Here is an 18,515-nt window from a genome sequence, read left to right on the forward strand (position 1 = left end):
ACTGGGTCGCGGGTGCACGTCACCCACGGCCCTGCGACACTCCCCGTCGCGGGCAGGGTGGAAGTTAAAAGTGCATCCTTTCAGCTACCTTTCATATGTCTGCATTTGGGTGCATCCTCAGGGTATGTCCCTAGGCATACGTCCGAAAGCTGTTCGAAAGGCGGACGTAAGTCGTTGACGATGCAAGGGAAATCGCGAGGCGAACGGGAGATTGGACGTCCGGCAGCAGGGCGTGGAGCCGGCCTCGGCGTGCACTATCATCGACAGAACCGGTCGGTATATCGACGGTAAGACGGTACGGGGAGCCACGGGATGGAAAGCATTGACCACGCCATTCTGCTCGGTGCCGTCGTGATGACGGCGGGCATCCTGCTTGGGGTTTTCTCGTCGCGCTTCGGTGTCCCGTTCCTGCTGGTCTTCTTGGGCGTAGGCATGGCGGCCGGGGTCGACGGCCCCGGTGGCATCCGCTTCTCCAACACCTGGCTCAGCTTCCTGGTGGGCAATATCGCGCTGGCCGTGATCCTGCTCGATGGGGGCTTGCGCACGCGCCTTGCCACCTTCCGCGTGGCGCTGCGGCCGTCCTTGTCCCTGGCCACGCTGGGGGTGGTCATCACGGCGGTGCTGGTCGGCGCGTTTGCTTCCTGGTTGCTCGGGATCGACTGGAAGCTCGGGCTGTTGCTAGGCGCCATCGTAGGCTCCACCGATGCCGCCGCCGTCTTCTCCCTGCTCAACGGTAGCGGTGTGCGGCTCACGGAGCGCGTGGCCAGCGTGCTCGAGATCGAGTCGGGTATCAACGATCCCATGGCGATCTTCCTGACCCTGACGTTGATCGAGTGGATCACCTCGCCGCAGGGGCTGTCGCCCGGCGCGCTGGTGACGCGGCTGGTCGTGCAGTTCGGGGTGGGCGGGATACTTGGCGCGGCGCTGGGCTACTGTCTGGCCAACGTGATGGAACGCGTCAACGTGGCCGAGGGCCTGCAGGCCATTCTGGTCTGTTCGGGCGGCTGCATGGTCTGGGCGATCGTGCAGACTGCCGGCGGCAGTGGCTTCCTGGCGGTCTACCTGACCGGGATGATCGTCGGCAACCGGGAACACGCGGTCGGCGGCGACACGATGCGGGCGATGGATGGCATGGCCTGGCTGGCGCAGTCGGCGATGTTCCTGCTGCTTGGGCTGCTGGTGTCTCCGCACCGGATCTGGGACATCGCGCTGCCCGCCGCGGCCGTGGCGTTGTTTCTGATGTGCGTGGCGCGGCCCGTATCCGTCTGGATCTCGTTGCTGCCGTTCCGGTTCAACGCGCGCGAGAAGGGTTTCGTGGCGTGGGTGGGGTTGCGCGGCGCGGTGCCGATCGTGCTGTCGTTGTTCCCGATGCTGCAGGGCATGAAGGATTCGGGGTTGCTGTTTCGCGTGGCGTTCGCGGTGGTGCTGGCCAGCCTGCTGTGCCAGGGCACCACGGTCGCCCTGGCTGCACGGCTGGCGCGCGTGCTGCGGCCGCTCTACAACGAACCGCTATCGCGTGAGCGGATGCGCGGCACCCAGGCGCCGGCACTGGAGTTGATGCAGTTCGAGGTGGCCGCTAATTCACCGGTGGACAGCTTGCGCGCGGACCAACTCGAATTGCCAATGCGCAGCCGCCTGATGACCGTGGCGCGTGACGGGGCGCTGGTGCCGCTCGACCGCGCCATCCTGCGTGCTGGCGATACCGTCTCGGTGCTGGCGCCTGGCGGTGTTCTGCCGGTGCTTTCTCGCCTGTTCCTGACGTCAGGACCCCCGCCTGCCTGGGACCAGGTGACCTACGATTTTCTGCTTGCCGGACAGGCGAGTCTGGCCGATGTCGCCGCGCTCTATGGCACCCGGGCGCTGCTGCCGCACGAGCAGTTGAGCACGCTCGAACAGGCGATGCTGGCAGTGTTCCGGTCGCCGCCGGTAGAGGGGGATGCGCTGGAGATTGCCGGCTTGCGGCTGACGGTGACCCGCATGGACGGGCCCCGCATCGTGCAGGTGGGATTGCTGCTGCCGCGCCCGGTGGCGGCGGGCGCTGGCGATGGCACTAACCATCGCTGGCGCCGGCGTCACCGGGCACGGCCGGGGCTGGACCGGGTCAGTCGACCTTCGCGCCGGAAACCTTGACGATCTGGCTGTACTTCTTCAGTTCGCGCTGGATCAGGGTGGCGAACTGGTCAGGCGTGGTCGGCGCCGGCTGCGCGCCAATGCGTGCCAGCTTCGCCTTCATGTCGTCGGTCTTCAGGATCGCCACGATGTCGCGATTGAGCCGATCGACGATGTCGCGCGGGGTGCCGGCCGGTGCGAGCACGCCGAACCACGTGGAGATATCGAAGTTCTCCAGGCCCAGTCCCTTGCCGGCTTCGGCAATCGTCGGCAGTTCCGGGAATGCAGCCGCACGGCTGGCCGTGGTGACCGCGAACGCCTTGAGCTTGCCCGCCTTGATGTTGGCCGACGCCGACGCGAGGTTGTCGAAGATCAGGTCGGTTTGGCCCGACAGCACCGACATCTGCGCGGGCGCCGCGCCGTTGTACGGGATATGGACCATGCTGACATGCGCCATGCTCTTGAACAGCTCGCCCGACAGGTGTCCGGCGCTGCCGTTGCCACCCGACGCGTAGTCGAGCTTGCCCGGATGCTTACGCGCGTATTCGACCAGATCGCGCACGGTATTGATGTGCAGTTCGGCGGCCTTGCCAGGGTGCATCACGAGCACGTTCGGCACGTCGGCCACGAGCGTGATCGGCGTGAAATCCTTGACCGGGTCATACGGCATCTTGGCGAACAGCGTCGGATTGATCGCATGGGTGGCCACCGCGCCCATCACGATCGTGTAGCCGTCGGCGGGCTGCTTGGCCACGAAGTCCGCGCCAAGATTTCCGCCCGCGCCGGGCCGGTTCTCCACCACCACGGGCTGACCGAGGCTATCGCGCAGCTTTTCGCCGATGGCGCGCGCTACGGTGTCGAGCGGGCCGCCGGCCGGGTAGGGCACGACGAAGCGGATCGGCTTGGTGGGCCAGTTGCTGGCGGCGCTGGCCGGTGCGGCAAAGGCCAGCGTGGCGGCCATTGCGGCGCCCATCGCGGCGGAGAGCAGGGTCTTCAACATAAGTCAGTGGATGAATGGAGGAAAGCGGGAGGAAAGCGGATGGCCAGCGCGGGTGCGACTGGCCGGAGGCCGCGGCAGGACGCGGCCCGTCGAGGTGTCAGTGGATGCCGATGCCGCGCGCCATCATCACCGCGCAAAGCGGTAGCAGGATGAACGCGTGCGCTTCGATCATGACCCAGCGGCGCACCTTCTTGATTTCGGCCGGAGTCGGCACGAACTCTGGCAGCTTGAGCGACTGCTTGCGCCACCGCGCGAAGGCAAACGTCGGTGGCAGCGTGGCCAGCGCGATCAGCACGAACACGGTGATCTTGGCGTGGAACCACGGGTTGTGCAGATAGAAGTCCACACCCTTGGCGCCATAGAACAGGCGCAACAGCCCGGTGGCCAGCACCACCATCGCCGACAGGAAATAGAAGAAGTCGTATTGGGACAGGCGGCGCACGGCGGAAGGCGGCATGTCCGGGCGCAGCACGACGGCCTCGGCGGCCATCAGCGTGACAAGGACGAAAATCGCCGTGAAGTGCAGGAACGCGAGCAAGGCGTCGGTCAGCATGCATTCTCCTCAGGGTTGGGGAAACGTCATGATCACCGGCTGCGCGCACCCGCCGGAGCGGGTGCGGTCAAGTCAATGGCGAAAAGCGTGGGCGGGGCAGGTCAGACCACGCCCTTGTTGCGCAGGGCGGCGATGTGTTCGGCACTGTAGCCGAGTGTCTCGCCAAGCACCACATCCGTGTGCTCCCCAAGCAACGGCGGATGGCGCAGCGCCTCGGTCGGCGTGGCGCTCATCTTCATCGGGCTGCCCACCAGCTTGACCGTGCCGGCCGAGGGGTGGGGCAGGTCCACGCGCAGGCCACGCGCCACCACCTGCTCGTTCTCGAAGACCTCGTCGAGCGTGTTGATCGGCCCGCATGGCACGCTGGCACGCTCGAGGTCCAGAATCCACTGTTCACGCGTGCGCGGCGCCACCATCTCGGCCAGGATCGGTACCAGCACGTCTCGGTGCGCCACGCGCTGCGGATTGGTGGCGAAGCGCGGGTCGTCGGCCAACTCGGGGCGGCCGCCGGCGGTGACGAACTTGCGGAACTGGCCGTCGTTGCCCACCGCGACGATGAGCCATCCATCGGCGGCCTGGAACGTCTGGTAAGGGACGATGTTCGGGTGCGCGTTGCCCCAGCGCTTCGGCGGGACGCCGCTGGCCAGGTAGTTGGTGTTCATGTTCGCCAGCATCGACACCTGCACGTCCAGCAGCGCCATGTCGATGTACTGGCCTTCGCCGGTACGGTCGCGGTGGGCCAGTGCGGCCAGCACGGCGATGGTGGCGTACTGGCCCGTCATGAGGTCGGAGATCGCCACGCCGGCTTTCTGCGGGCCGCCTCCGGGCAGGTCGTCGCGCTCGCCCGTGATGCTCATGAAGCCACCCATGCCCTGGATGATGAAATCGTAGCCCGGACGCTGGGCGTAGGGGCCGGTCTGTCCGAAGCCGGTGACCGAGCAGTAGATCAGGTCCGGCTTGATCGCTTTGAGCGATTCATAATCGAGGCCATACTTCTTGAGTTGTCCGACCTTGTAGTTTTCGAGCACCACATCGCTCTGCGCGGCCAGGTCGCGCACGAGTTGCTGCCCCTCCGGCGTGCTGATGTCGCACGTCACCGAACGCTTGTTGCGGTTGGCCGCCAGGTAGTAGGCGGCCTCGGCCGTGTCTTCACCCTCGGGGGTCTTGAGCCAGGGCGGGCCCCAGATGCGCGTGTCGTCACCGGCGCCTGGGCGCTCGATCTTGATCACGTCGGCGCCGAAATCGGCAAGATTCTGGGCGCACCACGGGCCCGCGAGCACGCGGGTCAGGTCGAGGACGCGAAGATGGCTTAAAGCTCCCATGGCGATGGCGGCAGGCAGGTTCGAAAGAGCCAGCACTCTATCACCGGGGCAGTCGGGCGATGTCCCTGCGCGGAATCCCGAGGGACGATCCTTGGGCGATAATCGGACAGCCGTCTGCCTGCCAGGGCGCTTGCCGACGGACACCTGCCCACCACTGCCCCGGGACGGGCCTTCCCCGTATAATCAACGGTTTGCAAATCCAACCTGACTGACTGCGCCGTGCCTCGACGCCGGCTGCGCCCGCACAACATGAAAGTCTCCGACATTCGCAGCAAGTTCCTTCAGTTCTTCGAGTCGAAGGGCCACACGGTGGTCCGCTCGTCCAGCCTGGTGCCGGCGAACGACCCGACGCTGCTGTTTACCAATTCGGGCATGGTGCAGTTCAAGGACGTGTTCCTCGGCACTGACAAGCGTCCCTACGTGCGCGCCACGTCGTCGCAGCGCTCGGTGCGCGCCGGCGGCAAGCACAACGACCTCGAGAATGTGGGTTACACGGCACGTCACCACACGTTCTTCGAAATGCTGGGCAATTTCTCGTTCGGCGACTACTTCAAGCGCGAGGCCATCCAGTACGCGTGGGAACTGCTGACCAAGGTCTACCAGCTCCCCGCCGATAAGCTCTGGGTCACGGTCTACGCCGAGGACGACGAGGCTTACGACATCTGGGCCAAGGAAGTGGGCGTGCCGGCCGACCGCATCGTGCGCATCGGCGACAACAAGGGCGCGCGCTACGCGTCGGACAACTTCTGGCAGATGGCCGACACCGGCCCGTGCGGCCCGTGCTCGGAAATCTTCTACGACCACGGCCCGGATGTGTGGGGCGGCCCCCCGGGATCGCCGGAAGAAGACGGCGACCGCTACATCGAGATCTGGAACCTGGTGTTCATGCAGTTCAACCGCGACGAGCAGGGCACCATGACGCCGCTGCCCAAGCCGTGCGTGGACACCGGCATGGGCCTGGAGCGTATTGCCGCCGTGCTGCAGCACGTGCACAGCAACTACGAGATCGATCTGTTCCAGGCACTGATCAAGGGTGCCGGCCGTGAAACGCATATCGCGGACCTGAACCAGAATTCGCTGAAGGTCATCGCCGACCACATCCGCGCCTGCTCGTTCCTGATCGTCGACGGCGTGATTCCGGGCAACGAGGGCCGTGGCTATGTGCTGCGCCGTATCGTGCGCCGCGCGATTCGTCATGGCTACAAGCTCGGTCAGAAGACGCCGTTCTTCCACAAGCTCGTGGGCGACCTCGTCGCGCAGATGGGCGAAGCCTATCCGGAACTGGCCGAAGCCCAGTCGCGCGTGGTGGAAGTGCTGAAGGCCGAGGAAGAGCGCTTCTTCGAAACCATCGAAAACGGCATGTCGATCCTCGACGCCGCCGTGGCGGACCTGAAGGCCAAGGGCGGCAAGGTGCTCGACGGCGAACTGGCGTTCAAGCTGCACGATACGTTCGGCTTCCCGCTCGACCTGACGCAGGACGTGGCGCGCGAGCAGGAGATCACGGTGGACGAAGCGGCGTTCGACGCCGCGATGACCCGCCAGCGCGAACAGGCCCGTGCGGCCGGCAAGTTCAAGATGGCCGCAGGCCTCGAATACTCGGGCGAGAAGACCGTGTTCCACGGCTACGACGCGCTCTCGATGGATGGCGTGCGTGTGACCGCGTTGTACGTTGATGGCGCATCGGTCGACACGATGCAGCCGGGCCAGAGCGGTGTAGTTGTGCTGGACAACACGCCGTTCTATGCCGAGTCGGGCGGTCAGGTGGGCGATCAGGGCACGCTGGTGTCGGGCCCGGCCGTGTTCGCCGTGGCGGATACCACCAAGATCCAGTCCGACGTGTTCGGTCATCAGGGCACGCTGGCCAATGGCGCGCTCAAGGTGGGCGATACCGTAGCGGCACAGGTCGACGCGGTCCGCCGCGCCCGCACCGTGCGCAACCACTCGGCTACCCACCTGATGCACAAGGCGCTGCGCGAAGTGCTGGGCACCCATGTGCAGCAGAAGGGCTCGCTGGTCGATCCGGACAAGACCCGCTTCGACTTCTCGCACAACGCGCCGCTGACCGACGCGCAGATCCGCCAGATCGAAGAGATCGTCAACGCCGAGATCCTGAGCAATGCGCCGACCGTGGCGCAGGTCATGCCGTTCGACGACGCGGTCAAGAGCGGCGCGATGGCACTGTTTGGCGAGAAGTACGCTGACGATGTGCGTGTGCTGTCAATCGGTACCTCGAAGGAACTGTGCGGCGGCACGCACGTGACCCGCACCGGCGATATCGGCCTGTTCAAGATCGTCGTGGAAGCTGGCGTGGCCGCTGGTATCCGCCGCGTGGAGGCGATCACCGGCGACAACGCGCTGCACTACCTGCAATCGCTCGACGCCCGTCTCAACGAAGCCGCCGCCGCGCTGCGCGCGCAGCCTTCGGAGCTGGTGCCGCGCATCGGCCAGGTGCAGGACCAGGTTCGCGCGCTCGAGAAGGAACTGGAAAAGCTCAAGAGCAAGCTGGCTTCGTCGCAAGGCGATGAACTCGCCGCGCAGGCCGTGGACGTCAAGGGCCTGAAGGTGCTGGCTGCCCAGCTCGACGGCGCCGACGTGAAGACGCTGCGCGAAACGATGGACAAGCTCAAGGACAAGCTGCAGAGCGCGGCCATCGTGCTGGCGGCTGTGGCTGACGGCAAGGTGAGCCTGATCGCGGGTGTGACTGCCGACGCCACGTCGAAGGTCAAGGCCGGCGAACTGGTCAACTTCGTTGCCCAGCAAGTAGGCGGCAAGGGCGGTGGCCGTCCGGACATGGCCCAGGCAGGCGGCACCGATCCGGCAAATCTGCCGAAGGCGCTGGCTGGCGTGACGGAGTGGGTGTCGGCGAAGGTCTGATCCCCGTCGGCATCAATGAGAAAGGCCTCCCGTAACGGAAGGCCTTTCTCGAGAAATAAAAAACGGCTGCGTGAGCAGCCGTTTTTTATTGCGAAGTCGACAGATCAGGCGCGGCCGAGTTCGCCGTCCTTCAGTCGCCACAGGTTTAGCGGGTTGCTGTCCCGCACCGCTTGCGGCAGCAGGTCCGCCGGCACGTTCTGGTAGCACACCGGACGCAGGAACCGGTCGATCGCGCTAGCGCCTACCGAGGTTGTGCGCGTGTCCGACGTGGCCGGGAACGGGCCACCGTGGACCATCGCGAACGACACTTCCACGCCGGTCGGGAAGCCATTGAACAGCACACGACCGACCTTGCGCTCCAGCGCGGGGAGCAAGCGGGCCGCCAGTGCGTGGTCGCCGGCATCTGCCTGCACCGTGGCGGTGAGCTGGCCTTCCAGGATGCGCGTCACGGCTAGCAGCGTCTCGGCATCCTTGCAGGTGACCAGTACCGTGGACGGGCCGAAGACTTCGACGTGCATGCGGTGGTCGGCAATGAACTGCTCCGCCGAGGTCTCGAAGAATACCGGGCGCGCCTGGTTCGGGCCCGTCGCATCCAGTCCGCAGGCCGCACGCGAGAGCCCGGCGATATCGGAGAGTTGCGTGACGCCACGTTCGAACGCCTGGTGGATGCCCGGCGTCAGCATGGTGGCGGCGGGTTTGCCCGTCAGCGCGGCCAGGGCCGTCGCGCGGAATGCCTCGAGGGCCGGACCTTCGATGGCCAGCAGCAGGCCGGGGTTCGTGCAGAACTGGCCGACGCCGAGCACCAGCGAGTCGATCAGGTCGCGGGCAATCTGTTCGCCGCGCGCGGCCAAGGCTTCGGGCAGCAGGTATACGGGGTTGATGCTGCTCATCTCGGCATAGACCGGGATCGGCTGCGGGCGCGTGTTGGCCACGTTCATCAGGGCCAGCCCACCGGTGCGTGATCCGGTGAACCCGACCGCCTGGATGGCAGGGTGGGCAACCAGCGCCGTGCCGATCGCATTACCGACACCCATTATGAGCGAGAACACGCCTTCAGGCAGACCGCTGTCGGCCACGGCCTTCTGGATGGCGCGGCCAACCAGTTCGGAAGTGCCGGGGTGAGCGGGGTGAGCCTTGGCAACCACCGGACAACCGGCGGCCAGCGCGGACGCCGTGTCGCCGCCGGCCACCGAGAACGCCAGCGGGAAGTTGCTGGCGCCGAACACGGCCACGGGACCGACCGCGATCTTCTGCATCCGCAGGTCGGGGCGCGGCGGGGTGCGCTCGGGCAGGGCGCTGTCGAGCGTGGCATCCTGCCAGCGGCCGTCGCGCAGCACCCGGGCGAACAGGCGCAATTGGCCGGTGGTTCGGCCGCGCTCGCCCTGGAGGCGGGCGAGCGGCAGCGCCGTTTCGGCGTGCGCGCGCTGGATCAGTTCGTCGCCAATGGCTTCGATGGCGTCGGCAATCGACTCCAGGAACTGGGCACGTTGTTCGGGCGTGGTGGCGCGATAGGCATCGAACGCCGCCTCCGCCAGCACGCAGGCGCGCTCGACGTCGTTGGCATTGCCGCTGTGGAATGCCGGTTCGAGTTGCTCGCCGGTGGCCGGGTTGATTCCGTAAAACGTCTCTTCTGTGCCGCGCACGGCGCTCGCGCCGATCAGCATTTCGCCGGTAATCGTCATGATCTTGGGTCCTGCGGGTGAGGAGGGATTGGCATGGCGGCCAGCGTGGCCGTCACATCAGATTGGAAGTGGTTTTGTCGTAAGACATCATATGACATGGCGCAGCATGCCGCAACCGCGTCGCCCGTAGGGATTCCCCCGCGGGCAACATATAACGGGCGTGCCTTAGGCCGCCGATCCCGCCATTGCAGATGCCTTGCGCAAACGCTCCCGGCTATTGGTCAGGTGCATCCGCATGGCAGCCTTGGCGGCTTCCGGGTCGCGTCGCTCGATGGCGTCGTAGATGCTTTCGTGCTCGAAATTCACGCGTTCCAGATACTGCTCGCGCTCGGGCTGACTGACTTGCAGGCGGCTGCGCGGGATCACCATCGTGCCGAGGTGGCCCATGATGTCCGTGAAGTATCGGTTGCCCGTGGCGCGTGCGATAGACAGATGAAACTCGAAATCGGCACCTACCGCATCGCTGCCCTCCAGCGCGCTGTGCTTGATGTCGTCGAGTGCCCGGCGAATTGCCCGTAGTTGGTCGTCACTGCGGCGCGTGGCAGCCAGGCTGGCTGCTTCGGCTTCCAGGCTGACGCGGAATTCCAGCATTGCCAGCACATCCATCGCCGTGACAATGGCCGAAGGGTCGATGCGGAACGGCGATTGCGTTTCCGCGGGGCGATTCAGGACAAAAGTGCCGATGCCGTGGCGCGTTTCCACCATGCCGCTGGCCTGCAGCCGTGATAGCGCCTCACGCACCACCGTGCGGCTCACGCCGAGCCTGGCCATGATTTCGGATTCGGTCGGGAGTTTGTCGCCCGGTTTGAGCTGGCCCTGCTGGATATTCTCGGTCAGGCTGCCGACCACCTCTTCGGCGAGCGTGCGGCCACGGCGGCGCAGGGGAGCGGGCGAAGTCAGCGGGGCATTGGACATGGCGGGCAGATATCTTGGATCTTGGCCAGTGGCGATCACTGGTTGTTGACCGTGTAGTGATGCGCTCATTATACTTCGTCATAAGTCATACGACGACCGATAACACACAGGTGCTTGCAGCTACCCTCACGTTGTGGCAGCGCCGGCCCGGAGACAACCGACATGAATGCCGCTTCCCTTCAAGGCGCCGCTGGTGCCACGCCTGTCGTCACTGAACTGACCGTTGTCCCCGTCGCCGGCCACGACAGCATGCTGATGAACCTGTCGGGGGCCCACGGCCCGTACTTCACCCGCAACATCGTGATTCTGCGCGACAGCGCAGGCAATACCGGCGTTGGCGAAGTGCCGGGCGGCGAGGGCATTCGCAAGACGCTCGAGGACGCGCGCCCGCTCGTGGTGGGTCAACCGATCGGCCAGTATCAGGCGATGCTGAACAAGGTTCGAGCCACGTTCGCGAGCCGCGATGCCGGGGGACGTGGTCTGCAGACCTTCGACCTGCGCATCACGATCCATGCCGTGACCGCGCTTGAAGCTGCGCTGCTCGATCTGCTCGGCAAGCACCTTCAGGTGCCCGTGGCGGCCCTGCTCGGCGAAGGCCAGCAGCGCGACGCGGTGGAGATGCTGGGCTACCTGTTCTACGTCGGTGATCGCCAGCGTACGACGCTTGACTATCGCACCGAGCCCGATGCGGACAACGAATGGTTCCGCCTGCGCAATGAAGTGGCGATGGATGCGAAAGGCGTGGTGCGACTGGCCGAGGCCGCGTACGAGCGCTACGGCTTCAACGATTTCAAGCTCAAGGGTGGCGTGCTGAGCGGTGACGAGGAAATGGAGGCGATCCTCGCGCTGCATGAGCGTTTTCCGAAAGCACGCGTCACGCTCGACCCGAACGGCGGCTGGCTGCTGGCCGACGCGATCCGCCTCTGCCGCGACAAGCATGGCGTGCTGGCCTATGCGGAGGATCCCTGCGGCGCCGAGGACGGCTATTCGGGCCGCGAGATCATGGCCGAGTTCCGCACTGCCACCGGACTACCTACGGCCACCAACATGATCGCCACCGACTGGCGTCAGATGGGTCATGCGGTGCGCCTGCATTCGGTCGACATTCCGCTGGCCGATCCGCACTTCTGGACCATGCAGGGCTCGGTCCGCGTGGCGCAGATGTGCGCGGAGTGGGGGCTGACCTGGGGCTCGCACTCGAACAATCACTTCGATATTTCGCTGGCGATGTTCACGCATGTGGCCGCCGCCGCGCCGGGCCGCGTGACGGCAATCGACACGCACTGGATCTGGCAGGACGGTGAGCACCTGACACGCAACCCGCTCAGGATCGAAGGTGGCCTGGTGCAGGTACCGAAGACACCTGGTCTGGGCGTGGAGCTGGATATGGATGCGCTCGCGCGCGCCAACCGCCTCTATCAGGAAAAGGGACTCGGCGCGCGCGACGATGCGATCGCGATGCAGTTCCTGATCCCTGGCTGGAAGTTCAACAACAAGATGCCCTGCATGGTGCGCTGACGGGCCATGCCGCGTGGCGGGGGCAGTGGGTGTTTCGCCACGACAGACAGATAACAACAAGCCAAACGCTTTTCGTCAAAGCAGGAGACAAACGATGTTCCAGACACTCTCGCCCATTGCGGCGCAAGGGGGCACGCGGCGCGTGTCCCACCTCTCCACGTTGCTGCGCCGCTGCCTTGGTGTGGCCATCGCATTGGCCGCCGGGGCGACCGTAAGCACCACCGCGCTGGCTAACACCACCGGGACCACCGCGTGGCCGCAGAAGGCCGTTACGGTGGTCGTGCCGTTCCCGGCTGGCGGTTCCACCGACACCATCGCGCGGATGCTGGCGGCCCCGCTCAACGAGAAGCTTGGTCAGCCGTTCGTGATCGACAACCGGCCGGGGGCTACCGGCGCGATCGGCGCGACGTTCGTCAAGCGCGCACCCGCTGATGGCTACACGATGATGGTGGCGTCGATCGGTGTCTATGCCGTCAATCCGTTCCTGCAGAAGAACCTGCAGTACGACCCGGCCAAGGACTTCGACCTGCTCACCGTGGCCGTGCGCGCGCCCAATGTGCTGGTCGCCAATCCGAACTTCCCGGCCAAGACGCTGCAAGAACTGGTGGCCTACATGAAGAAGAACCCGGGCAAGGTCAGCTTCGCCACGTCGGGGGCCGGTTCGTCCGACCATCTGACCGCGGCGCTGTTCTGGCAGAAGAGCGGCACGGATGGCTTGCATGTGCCGTACAAGGGCGGCGCGCCCGCGATCTCGGATCTGCTGGCCGGCCAGGTGGACGTGTCCTTCCAGAACATCAACGCGGTGCTTCAGCACATCCGCTCGGGCAAACTGCGCGCGCTGGCCGTAACGTCAGACAAGCGGTCGGCTGTGCTGCCGAACGTGCCGACCATGGCCGAGGGCGGCGTGAAGGACGTGGAGGTGTATTCGTGGCAGGGCGTGGCGGCGCCGAAGGGCCTGCCTGCCGATGTGAAATCGCGCCTGCATGGGGCCATCGTGACGGCACTCAAGGACGCGAAGATGCAGCAGAAGCTCAATGAGCAGGGCTTCGAGGTCGTGGGGAACTCTCCCGAGCAATTCGCGGAGTTCGAGACGCAGGAGCTCAAGCGGTGGAAGACCGTGATCGAGCAGGGCAAGATCACGGCCGAGTGATCGCCGTGTGCTTGCCGCACACGCCCGGCTCCGCAATTTGTGGGGGGTCAATTCAGGTAGCTCCATGGAAGTGCTTGCCCCGCCTTGATGGCGGGGCTTTTTGCTTTCAGGCTTCGGTGTGCGGCCTGACATCGATGCAACCGTTTGTAAGTCTGTCATCGTGGTTTCGGCGCCTCCCGTTATGGGCACATAACTCTGGAGGATCGCCCCGATGTCTTCTCGTCTTTCACTTCCCGGCACTGTTCTGCTCTCGGCCGTTTGCATTGCGGCCGCCGGCCTGAGCGGTTGTGTCGTCGAGCCGCAGCGTCATGTCGAGCGCGTCGAAGTGCAACACATTACCCAGGCACCGCCGGCGCCGATCGTCGAGGAAATTCCTCCGGCCCCATATGTCGACGCCTACTGGATTCCCGGGCACTGGGCCTGGAAGGGCGGCCGCTATGCATGGAACGGCGGGCATTGGGAGCAGGCGCGCGTGAACATGGTGTACCAGCGCGCGCACTGGAGTAACGAGCATGGCGAATGGGTGTTCCATCCCGGGCGCTGGGTGGAGCTGGTGCAGCAGGCCCGTGTGGCGCCGATCGTCGTGAACGTGCCGCCGCCAATGCCACGCGTGGAAGTCATGCCGCCACCGCCCGGTCCAGGGCATGTCTGGATTGGCGGGTACTGGCGGTGGTCAGGCGGCCGGCATGAATGGGTCGCCGGCCAATGGGAAGCGCGGCGCGACAGCGCTTTCTGGGTGCCCGGGCACTGGTATCGCAACGGCGGCGGCTGGGCCTTCGCCGGGGGCGTCTGGCAACAGTATTGATTTGATGTAGCTTGAACCGCCCGGACCACGACGAGGTCCGGACGGGGACGCAGGAAGCCGTTCGGTGAAGGACGCTGCGCGGCGTTGGATCTAGGCTCCAAATGTCTGCATATAAGGTCAATCAGAGTGCTTGATAGTTGACAATGTAAATGCGAATAATTTACATTTACAAGCCTGTGCTTCCTGCCGTCACTTGATTCAATCGCAAATGCGAACACCCGCCTGACAAGGGCCAAGGCCAGCGCCAGTTGTTCCGGTTGGCCGTGACCCGCCATTCCACGAGAGTGAAAACGTTCTCGCGTCCCATCCGGACACGAGTGGGTATCCCTTTGCCTTGCAACACCGCATTCCCGCAATGAGGTGGCCGCGATCGAAGCTGGATCGCGGCCTGACTTCGACTGGCGCGGCAGCACTGAACGTCATTTCAAGTCATTCATGCTGGAGTCTTCCGTGCAGCAAAAAATCCTATCGAGTGCCATCCGCGTGCTGGTTTCTGGCGCGGCCTCAGCCGGTCTGGCAATCTCCGTGTCAGCTGTTCCGCTGGTCGTACATGCGCAAACCGCGCCTGAAGGTCAGAGTTCGGCTGGATCGGCCGACGACAGAAATGTGCTGCCGTCTGTCACGGTAACGGGCAAGGGTGTTCCAAACACCAATGACGCACCGACGGGGATCTCTCGTCTGCCGGAGACCATCAAGGAAACGCCCAAGACGATCAACGTCGTGCCCAAGGAGGTTATCGAGCAGCAGCAGGCCACTTCGCTCGAACAGATCCTGAAGAACGTGCCGGGCATTACGATTTCCACGGGTGAGGGCAACGGCGGGCAGAACGGCGACCAGTTCCGCATTCGCGGCCTTTCCGCCAAGGGCGACATCTATGTCGATGGTCTGCGGGACTTCGGCGCATACAAGCGCGACAGCTTCAACACCGAAAGCGTGGAAGTGATCAAGGGACCGTCGGGTGAGACGTTCGGCGTGGGCAATATCGGTGGTCTGATCAACCAGTCGACCAAGCGGGCGAACCTGAACACGAGCACCAGCATCGACCAGGGCGTCGGGTCGGCGTCGACGTACCGCACGACGGTCGACAGCAATATCCGCCTGAATGATACGTCCGCCGTACGTATCAACGGCGTGTTCCAGAATGGCCGTGTCGCGGATCGCGACCATGTCGACGACGACCGCCGCGGTATCGCCATCGATTTCGGCACCGGCCTCGGCACCAGCACGGAATGGCACCTGAATTACTCCTACCTGCACCGTAGCGGCGCGCCGGATTTCGGTGTGCCGCTGGCGCAGGGTGCGGATGGCATCTTCCGTCCGCTGCCTGAGTACAACGTACCGGGTTACGCGTCGTCGACGTCCTACGTCCGCAATACCGACCGCGACATCACCGACGCCCATATCGTCTCGTCGTCGTTCATGAAACGACTCGACAACGGCATCACCATCAACAACGACACGCGTTTCAGCTTCTACGAGCGCGATTTCTCGTCAACCAACCCGGCGTCGCTCAACTACGCGAGCCTGCAGCGGTTGCTGGCGGGCGGCAACGTGAGTTTGTCGTACGGCGCGGGCGGCGGCTCCACCTATCTGCAGCGCGGCTGGGGCATTCAGAACGTGCTGAGCGCCAAGGGCGAGTTCTATACCGGTAGCTTCCGCCACAAGGCCATGGTCGGCCTGGATACGATCTATCAGCGTGACCATCGCGACATGGGCACGTGGACGGGCCGCATGAACAACCAGACCGTCATGAACCCGATTTTCTACAACAGCCCGGGTGCGACGGTCAGTTATGGCGGCACCACGCGCGATGCGAACTCGATCGACGTTGGCGTATTCGCCAACGACCGCGTCTGGTTCAACGACCAGTTCTCGTTGATGGGCAGCCTGCGCTGGGACTACTTCCGCAGCGAGTATTCGACCAACGCGTCCTCGGTCGGTGGCGTATCCGATTCGAAGAAGCTGAGCCCGGCTATCAGCGCGATCTGGGAGCCGACCAAGGACTACATGTTCTACACGTCGTTCTCGCGCACCTATCGTCCGGTCGGGACCGATATCGCGGTGGCGGTCGGCGGCGTGCAGTCCGAGGTGCCGCAGAACGGCGTCAACACCGAGCCAGAGCGTGCCGACACGATCGAAGTGGGCGCCAAGCTGGATTTCCTCGAAAAGCGCCTGGGCGTGACCGGTGCGATCTTCCAGACGAAGAAGTACAACGCGTACACGGTTGACCCGATCACCGGAGACATCACCAACGGTTTCTCGGATTCGGGTGAAGGCCGACGCATCCGCGGCGCGGAAATTGGCCTGAGCGGGCGGATTACGAACAACTGGTCGGCCACGATGGCATATGCCTACCTGGACGGCATCGTCACCTCGGCCACGGCGCCTACCTCGATTGGCAATGTCGCCCCTGGCGTCTCGCGTCACAATGTGACGCTCTGGACCAGCTATGACATTCCGCACACGATCCTGCCGCTGCCCGGCCGGCTCACGGTGGGTGGTGGTCTCCAGTACGCCTCGGCCTATTGGGCGGACACCGCGAACACCGCGCGTATGCCCGATAACTTCTCGCTCGATGCGATGATCGGTTACAAGCAGGGCAAGTTTCGCGCGTCGCTCAATGCCTACAACCTGACGAATCGCCTGAACTATCAGTCGTCGTTCAACGTGGCACGTGCCGTACCCGCATCCGGGCGGACGTTCCTGTTTAACGTCGGCATGACGTTCTAACGCAAGTCGCGGGCTTCACGGAGCGGCTACCATACGCTTTCCGGCGCACCTGTGCCGCTCCGCCAAACCTTGAAGTGCCATGCTCATTCAGATACCCAATGTCCTCACGCCGGAGGAAGTCCGGTACTGCAGGCAACGGCTGGAAAGTTCGAACTGGGTCGACGGTCGCGTTACTGCGGGCGATCTCGCGGCCCAGTCCAAGCTCAATCTGCAGATTCCCGTCGATAGCGAGGTAGCACAGGAACTCGGCGAGTTCATCCTGACCGCGCTGGGTCGCAATGCCTCGTATCACTCCGCCGCGCTGCCTCTGCGCGTCTTGCCGCCGATGTTCAATCGCTATGAAGGCGGCATGACATTCGGCACGCACGTGGACAATGCCATCCGTACCGTGCCGGGCACCGGCGGGATGCGTATCCGCGCCGATGTCTCTAGCACGCTCTTCCTGACCGATCCCGACGAGTACGACGGCGGAGAACTCGTGATCAAGGACCTGTACGGTAGCCATACGGTGAAGCTGCCGGCCGGGCACATGGTGGTCTATCCTGCGTCGTCGCTGCACGCCGTGACTCCGGTCACGCGCGGCGCTCGCTGGGCTTCGTTCTTCTGGGCGCAATCGATGGTCAAGGACGACGGCCAGCGGACGATGCTCTACGAACTCGATCTGACGATCATGGAAGTCCGCAGGCAACTCGGCGACGACAAAGACGCCGTGCTCGCGCTGGTCAACCACTATCACAACCTGCTCAGGCGCTGGGCAGAGCTTTGACTCCCATGCAGATCCCCACCGACACTGTTTCGCTGCGTGACTACGAATATCGCTTTCACGAAAGGGTGGACCCGGCGATTCGCGCCTACATCGCGGGCGCGGCGGCCGATGCAGTAACGCAGCGCGAGAACGGTGCCGCATTCGAGCGCATCAGGCTGATGCCTCGCGCGCTTGTCGACATGTCGCAGGCATCGGCCCGGTCCGAACTGTTCGGCGAGACGCTCGACTATCCGATCCTGATTGCCCCAACCGCGTATCACAAGCTCGTCCATCCCGACGGTGAGCTGGCGACGGTTCAGGGGGCGTCCCTCACCCGCACCTGGATGACTGTCAGCACCCAGGCCAGCGTCACGCTGGAAGAGGTCGCGCGCGCATCCACCGCGCCACTCTGGTTTCAGCTCTACATGCAGCCACGTCGCGAGGATTCGCTGGCGCTGGTCCGCAGGGCGGAGCAGGCGGGCTACAAGGCGTTGGTGGTGACGATCGACGCTGCTGTCAGCGGCATCCGCAATGTCGAGCAGCGCGCGGGGTTTCGATTGCCCGATGGCGTCAGCGCGGTCAATCTTGCTGGGTTTGCCGCGAACGAGCCGATTCGCGCAAGCGTCGGGAGTCCGATCTTTCGCGGTATGTTGGCCCATGCACCTACCTGGTCTGACATCGAGTGGCTATGCGGACAGACCACGTTGCCGGTACTCGTCAAGGGCTTGCTCAATCCGGCCGACGTGCCTGCCGCGCTGAATGCGGGGGTGTCGGGCATCATCGTGTCGAATCACGGTGGCCGCGTGCTCGACACGCTTCCCGCCACGATCGACGTGCTGCCCGCTGTTGCCGCCGCCGTGGCTGGTGCCGTGCCGATCCTGCTCGACGGCGGCGTGCGGCGCGGTACGGATATCGTCAAGGCGATCGCGCTGGGTGCCTCCGCGGTACTGCTTGGCCAGCCAGTGTTGCACGCGCTGGCGGTCGGCGGGATGCCGGGCGTGGTCCATATGCTGACGCTGCTGCAAACCGAACTGGAAGCCGCGATGGCATTGCTCGGCAGGCCGACACTGCGCGATATTGATGCGTCGACGTTGATGGGCCGGACGGCGTAG

General features: G+C 64.7%; 13 protein-coding genes. 8 read left to right on the forward strand and 5 right to left on the reverse strand.

Annotated features, from left to right (window positions below; all coding sequences use genetic code 11):
- Positions 1 to 312 precede the first annotated feature (312 nt).
- Positions 313 to 2,130 carry a potassium/proton antiporter gene (locus RMET_RS04145; RefSeq protein ID WP_011515656.1) on the forward strand — a complete coding sequence of 606 codons (1,818 nt, stop codon included), beginning with the start codon at positions 313 to 315 and terminating at the stop codon, positions 2,128 to 2,130.
- Here the strand turns inward: RMET_RS04145 and RMET_RS04150 are convergent.
- From RMET_RS04150 to RMET_RS04160, 3 genes are all read right to left on the reverse strand, one after another.
- Positions 2,102 to 3,109 carry a tripartite tricarboxylate transporter substrate binding protein gene (locus RMET_RS04150; RefSeq protein WP_011515657.1) on the reverse strand — a complete coding sequence of 336 codons (1,008 nt, stop codon included), beginning with the start codon at positions 3,107 to 3,109 and terminating at the stop codon, positions 2,102 to 2,104. The two genes, RMET_RS04145 and RMET_RS04150, sit on opposite strands and share 29 nt — an antisense overlap.
- Positions 3,110 to 3,206: 97 nt before the next feature.
- On the reverse strand, positions 3,207 to 3,662 hold the full coding sequence (locus tag RMET_RS04155) for a DUF2214 family protein (RefSeq protein WP_011515658.1): 456 nt from the start codon (positions 3,660 to 3,662) through the stop codon (positions 3,207 to 3,209).
- A 101-nt stretch (positions 3,663 to 3,763) separates the two neighbouring features.
- Positions 3,764 to 4,984: a CaiB/BaiF CoA transferase family protein gene (locus RMET_RS04160; protein WP_008647133.1), complete on the reverse strand. Its 1,221-nt coding sequence runs from the start codon at positions 4,982 to 4,984 to the stop codon at positions 3,764 to 3,766.
- 249 nt (positions 4,985 to 5,233) lie between these two features.
- Here RMET_RS04160 and alaS point away from each other — a divergent pair, with 249 nt between their 5' ends.
- Positions 5,234 to 7,858, forward strand: a complete 2,625-nt coding sequence (alaS, locus tag RMET_RS04165) for an alanine--tRNA ligase (RefSeq protein WP_029308285.1) — start codon at positions 5,234 to 5,236, stop codon at positions 7,856 to 7,858.
- A gap of 104 nt (positions 7,859 to 7,962) precedes the next feature.
- Here alaS and RMET_RS04170 read toward each other — a convergent pair whose 3' ends face one another.
- Together RMET_RS04170 and RMET_RS04175 are read right to left on the reverse strand one after the other, a co-directional pair.
- The gene (locus RMET_RS04170; protein ID WP_011515660.1) at positions 7,963 to 9,540 is read right to left on the reverse strand and encodes an aldehyde dehydrogenase (NADP(+)); all 1,578 of its coding nucleotides are present in this window, start codon (positions 9,538 to 9,540) and stop codon (positions 7,963 to 7,965) included.
- Positions 9,541 to 9,705: 165 nt separating this feature from the next.
- Entirely contained in the window at positions 9,706 to 10,455 is a 750-nt protein-coding gene (locus RMET_RS04175; protein ID WP_008646042.1) for a FadR/GntR family transcriptional regulator, read from the reverse strand.
- Between the two features lie 162 nt (positions 10,456 to 10,617).
- Between RMET_RS04175 and gudD the strand changes: the two genes are divergently transcribed.
- The 6 genes from gudD (at position 10,618) to RMET_RS04205 (ending at position 18,515) form a co-directional block, all read left to right on the forward strand.
- Positions 10,618 to 11,973 carry a glucarate dehydratase gene (gene gudD, locus RMET_RS04180; protein WP_011515662.1) on the forward strand — a complete coding sequence of 452 codons (1,356 nt, stop codon included), beginning with the start codon at positions 10,618 to 10,620 and terminating at the stop codon, positions 11,971 to 11,973.
- Positions 11,974 to 12,067: 94 nt separating this feature from the next.
- Positions 12,068 to 13,123: a Bug family tripartite tricarboxylate transporter substrate binding protein gene (locus tag RMET_RS04185; protein ID WP_011515663.1), complete on the forward strand. Its 1,056-nt coding sequence runs from the start codon at positions 12,068 to 12,070 to the stop codon at positions 13,121 to 13,123.
- Between the two features lie 211 nt (positions 13,124 to 13,334).
- Positions 13,335 to 13,928 (forward strand): YXWGXW repeat-containing protein, encoded by a 594-nt coding sequence (locus RMET_RS04190; protein ID WP_011515664.1) that lies wholly within the window; start codon positions 13,335 to 13,337, stop codon positions 13,926 to 13,928.
- A gap of 450 nt (positions 13,929 to 14,378) precedes the next feature.
- Positions 14,379 to 16,658, forward strand: coding sequence for a TonB-dependent receptor (locus RMET_RS04195; protein ID WP_011515665.1), 2,280 nt, complete (start codon positions 14,379 to 14,381; stop codon positions 16,656 to 16,658).
- 79 nt (positions 16,659 to 16,737) lie between these two features.
- Complete coding sequence (locus RMET_RS04200) at positions 16,738 to 17,424, forward strand: Fe2+-dependent dioxygenase (protein ID WP_011515666.1); 687 nt, start codon at positions 16,738 to 16,740, stop codon at positions 17,422 to 17,424.
- Between the two features lie 5 nt (positions 17,425 to 17,429).
- The gene (locus RMET_RS04205; protein WP_011515667.1) at positions 17,430 to 18,515 is read left to right on the forward strand and encodes an alpha-hydroxy acid oxidase; all 1,086 of its coding nucleotides are present in this window, start codon (positions 17,430 to 17,432) and stop codon (positions 18,513 to 18,515) included.

Origin of the sequence: Cupriavidus metallidurans CH34, assembly GCF_000196015.1 — a bacterium.
Lineage (GTDB): Bacteria > Pseudomonadota > Gammaproteobacteria > Burkholderiales > Burkholderiaceae > Cupriavidus > Cupriavidus metallidurans.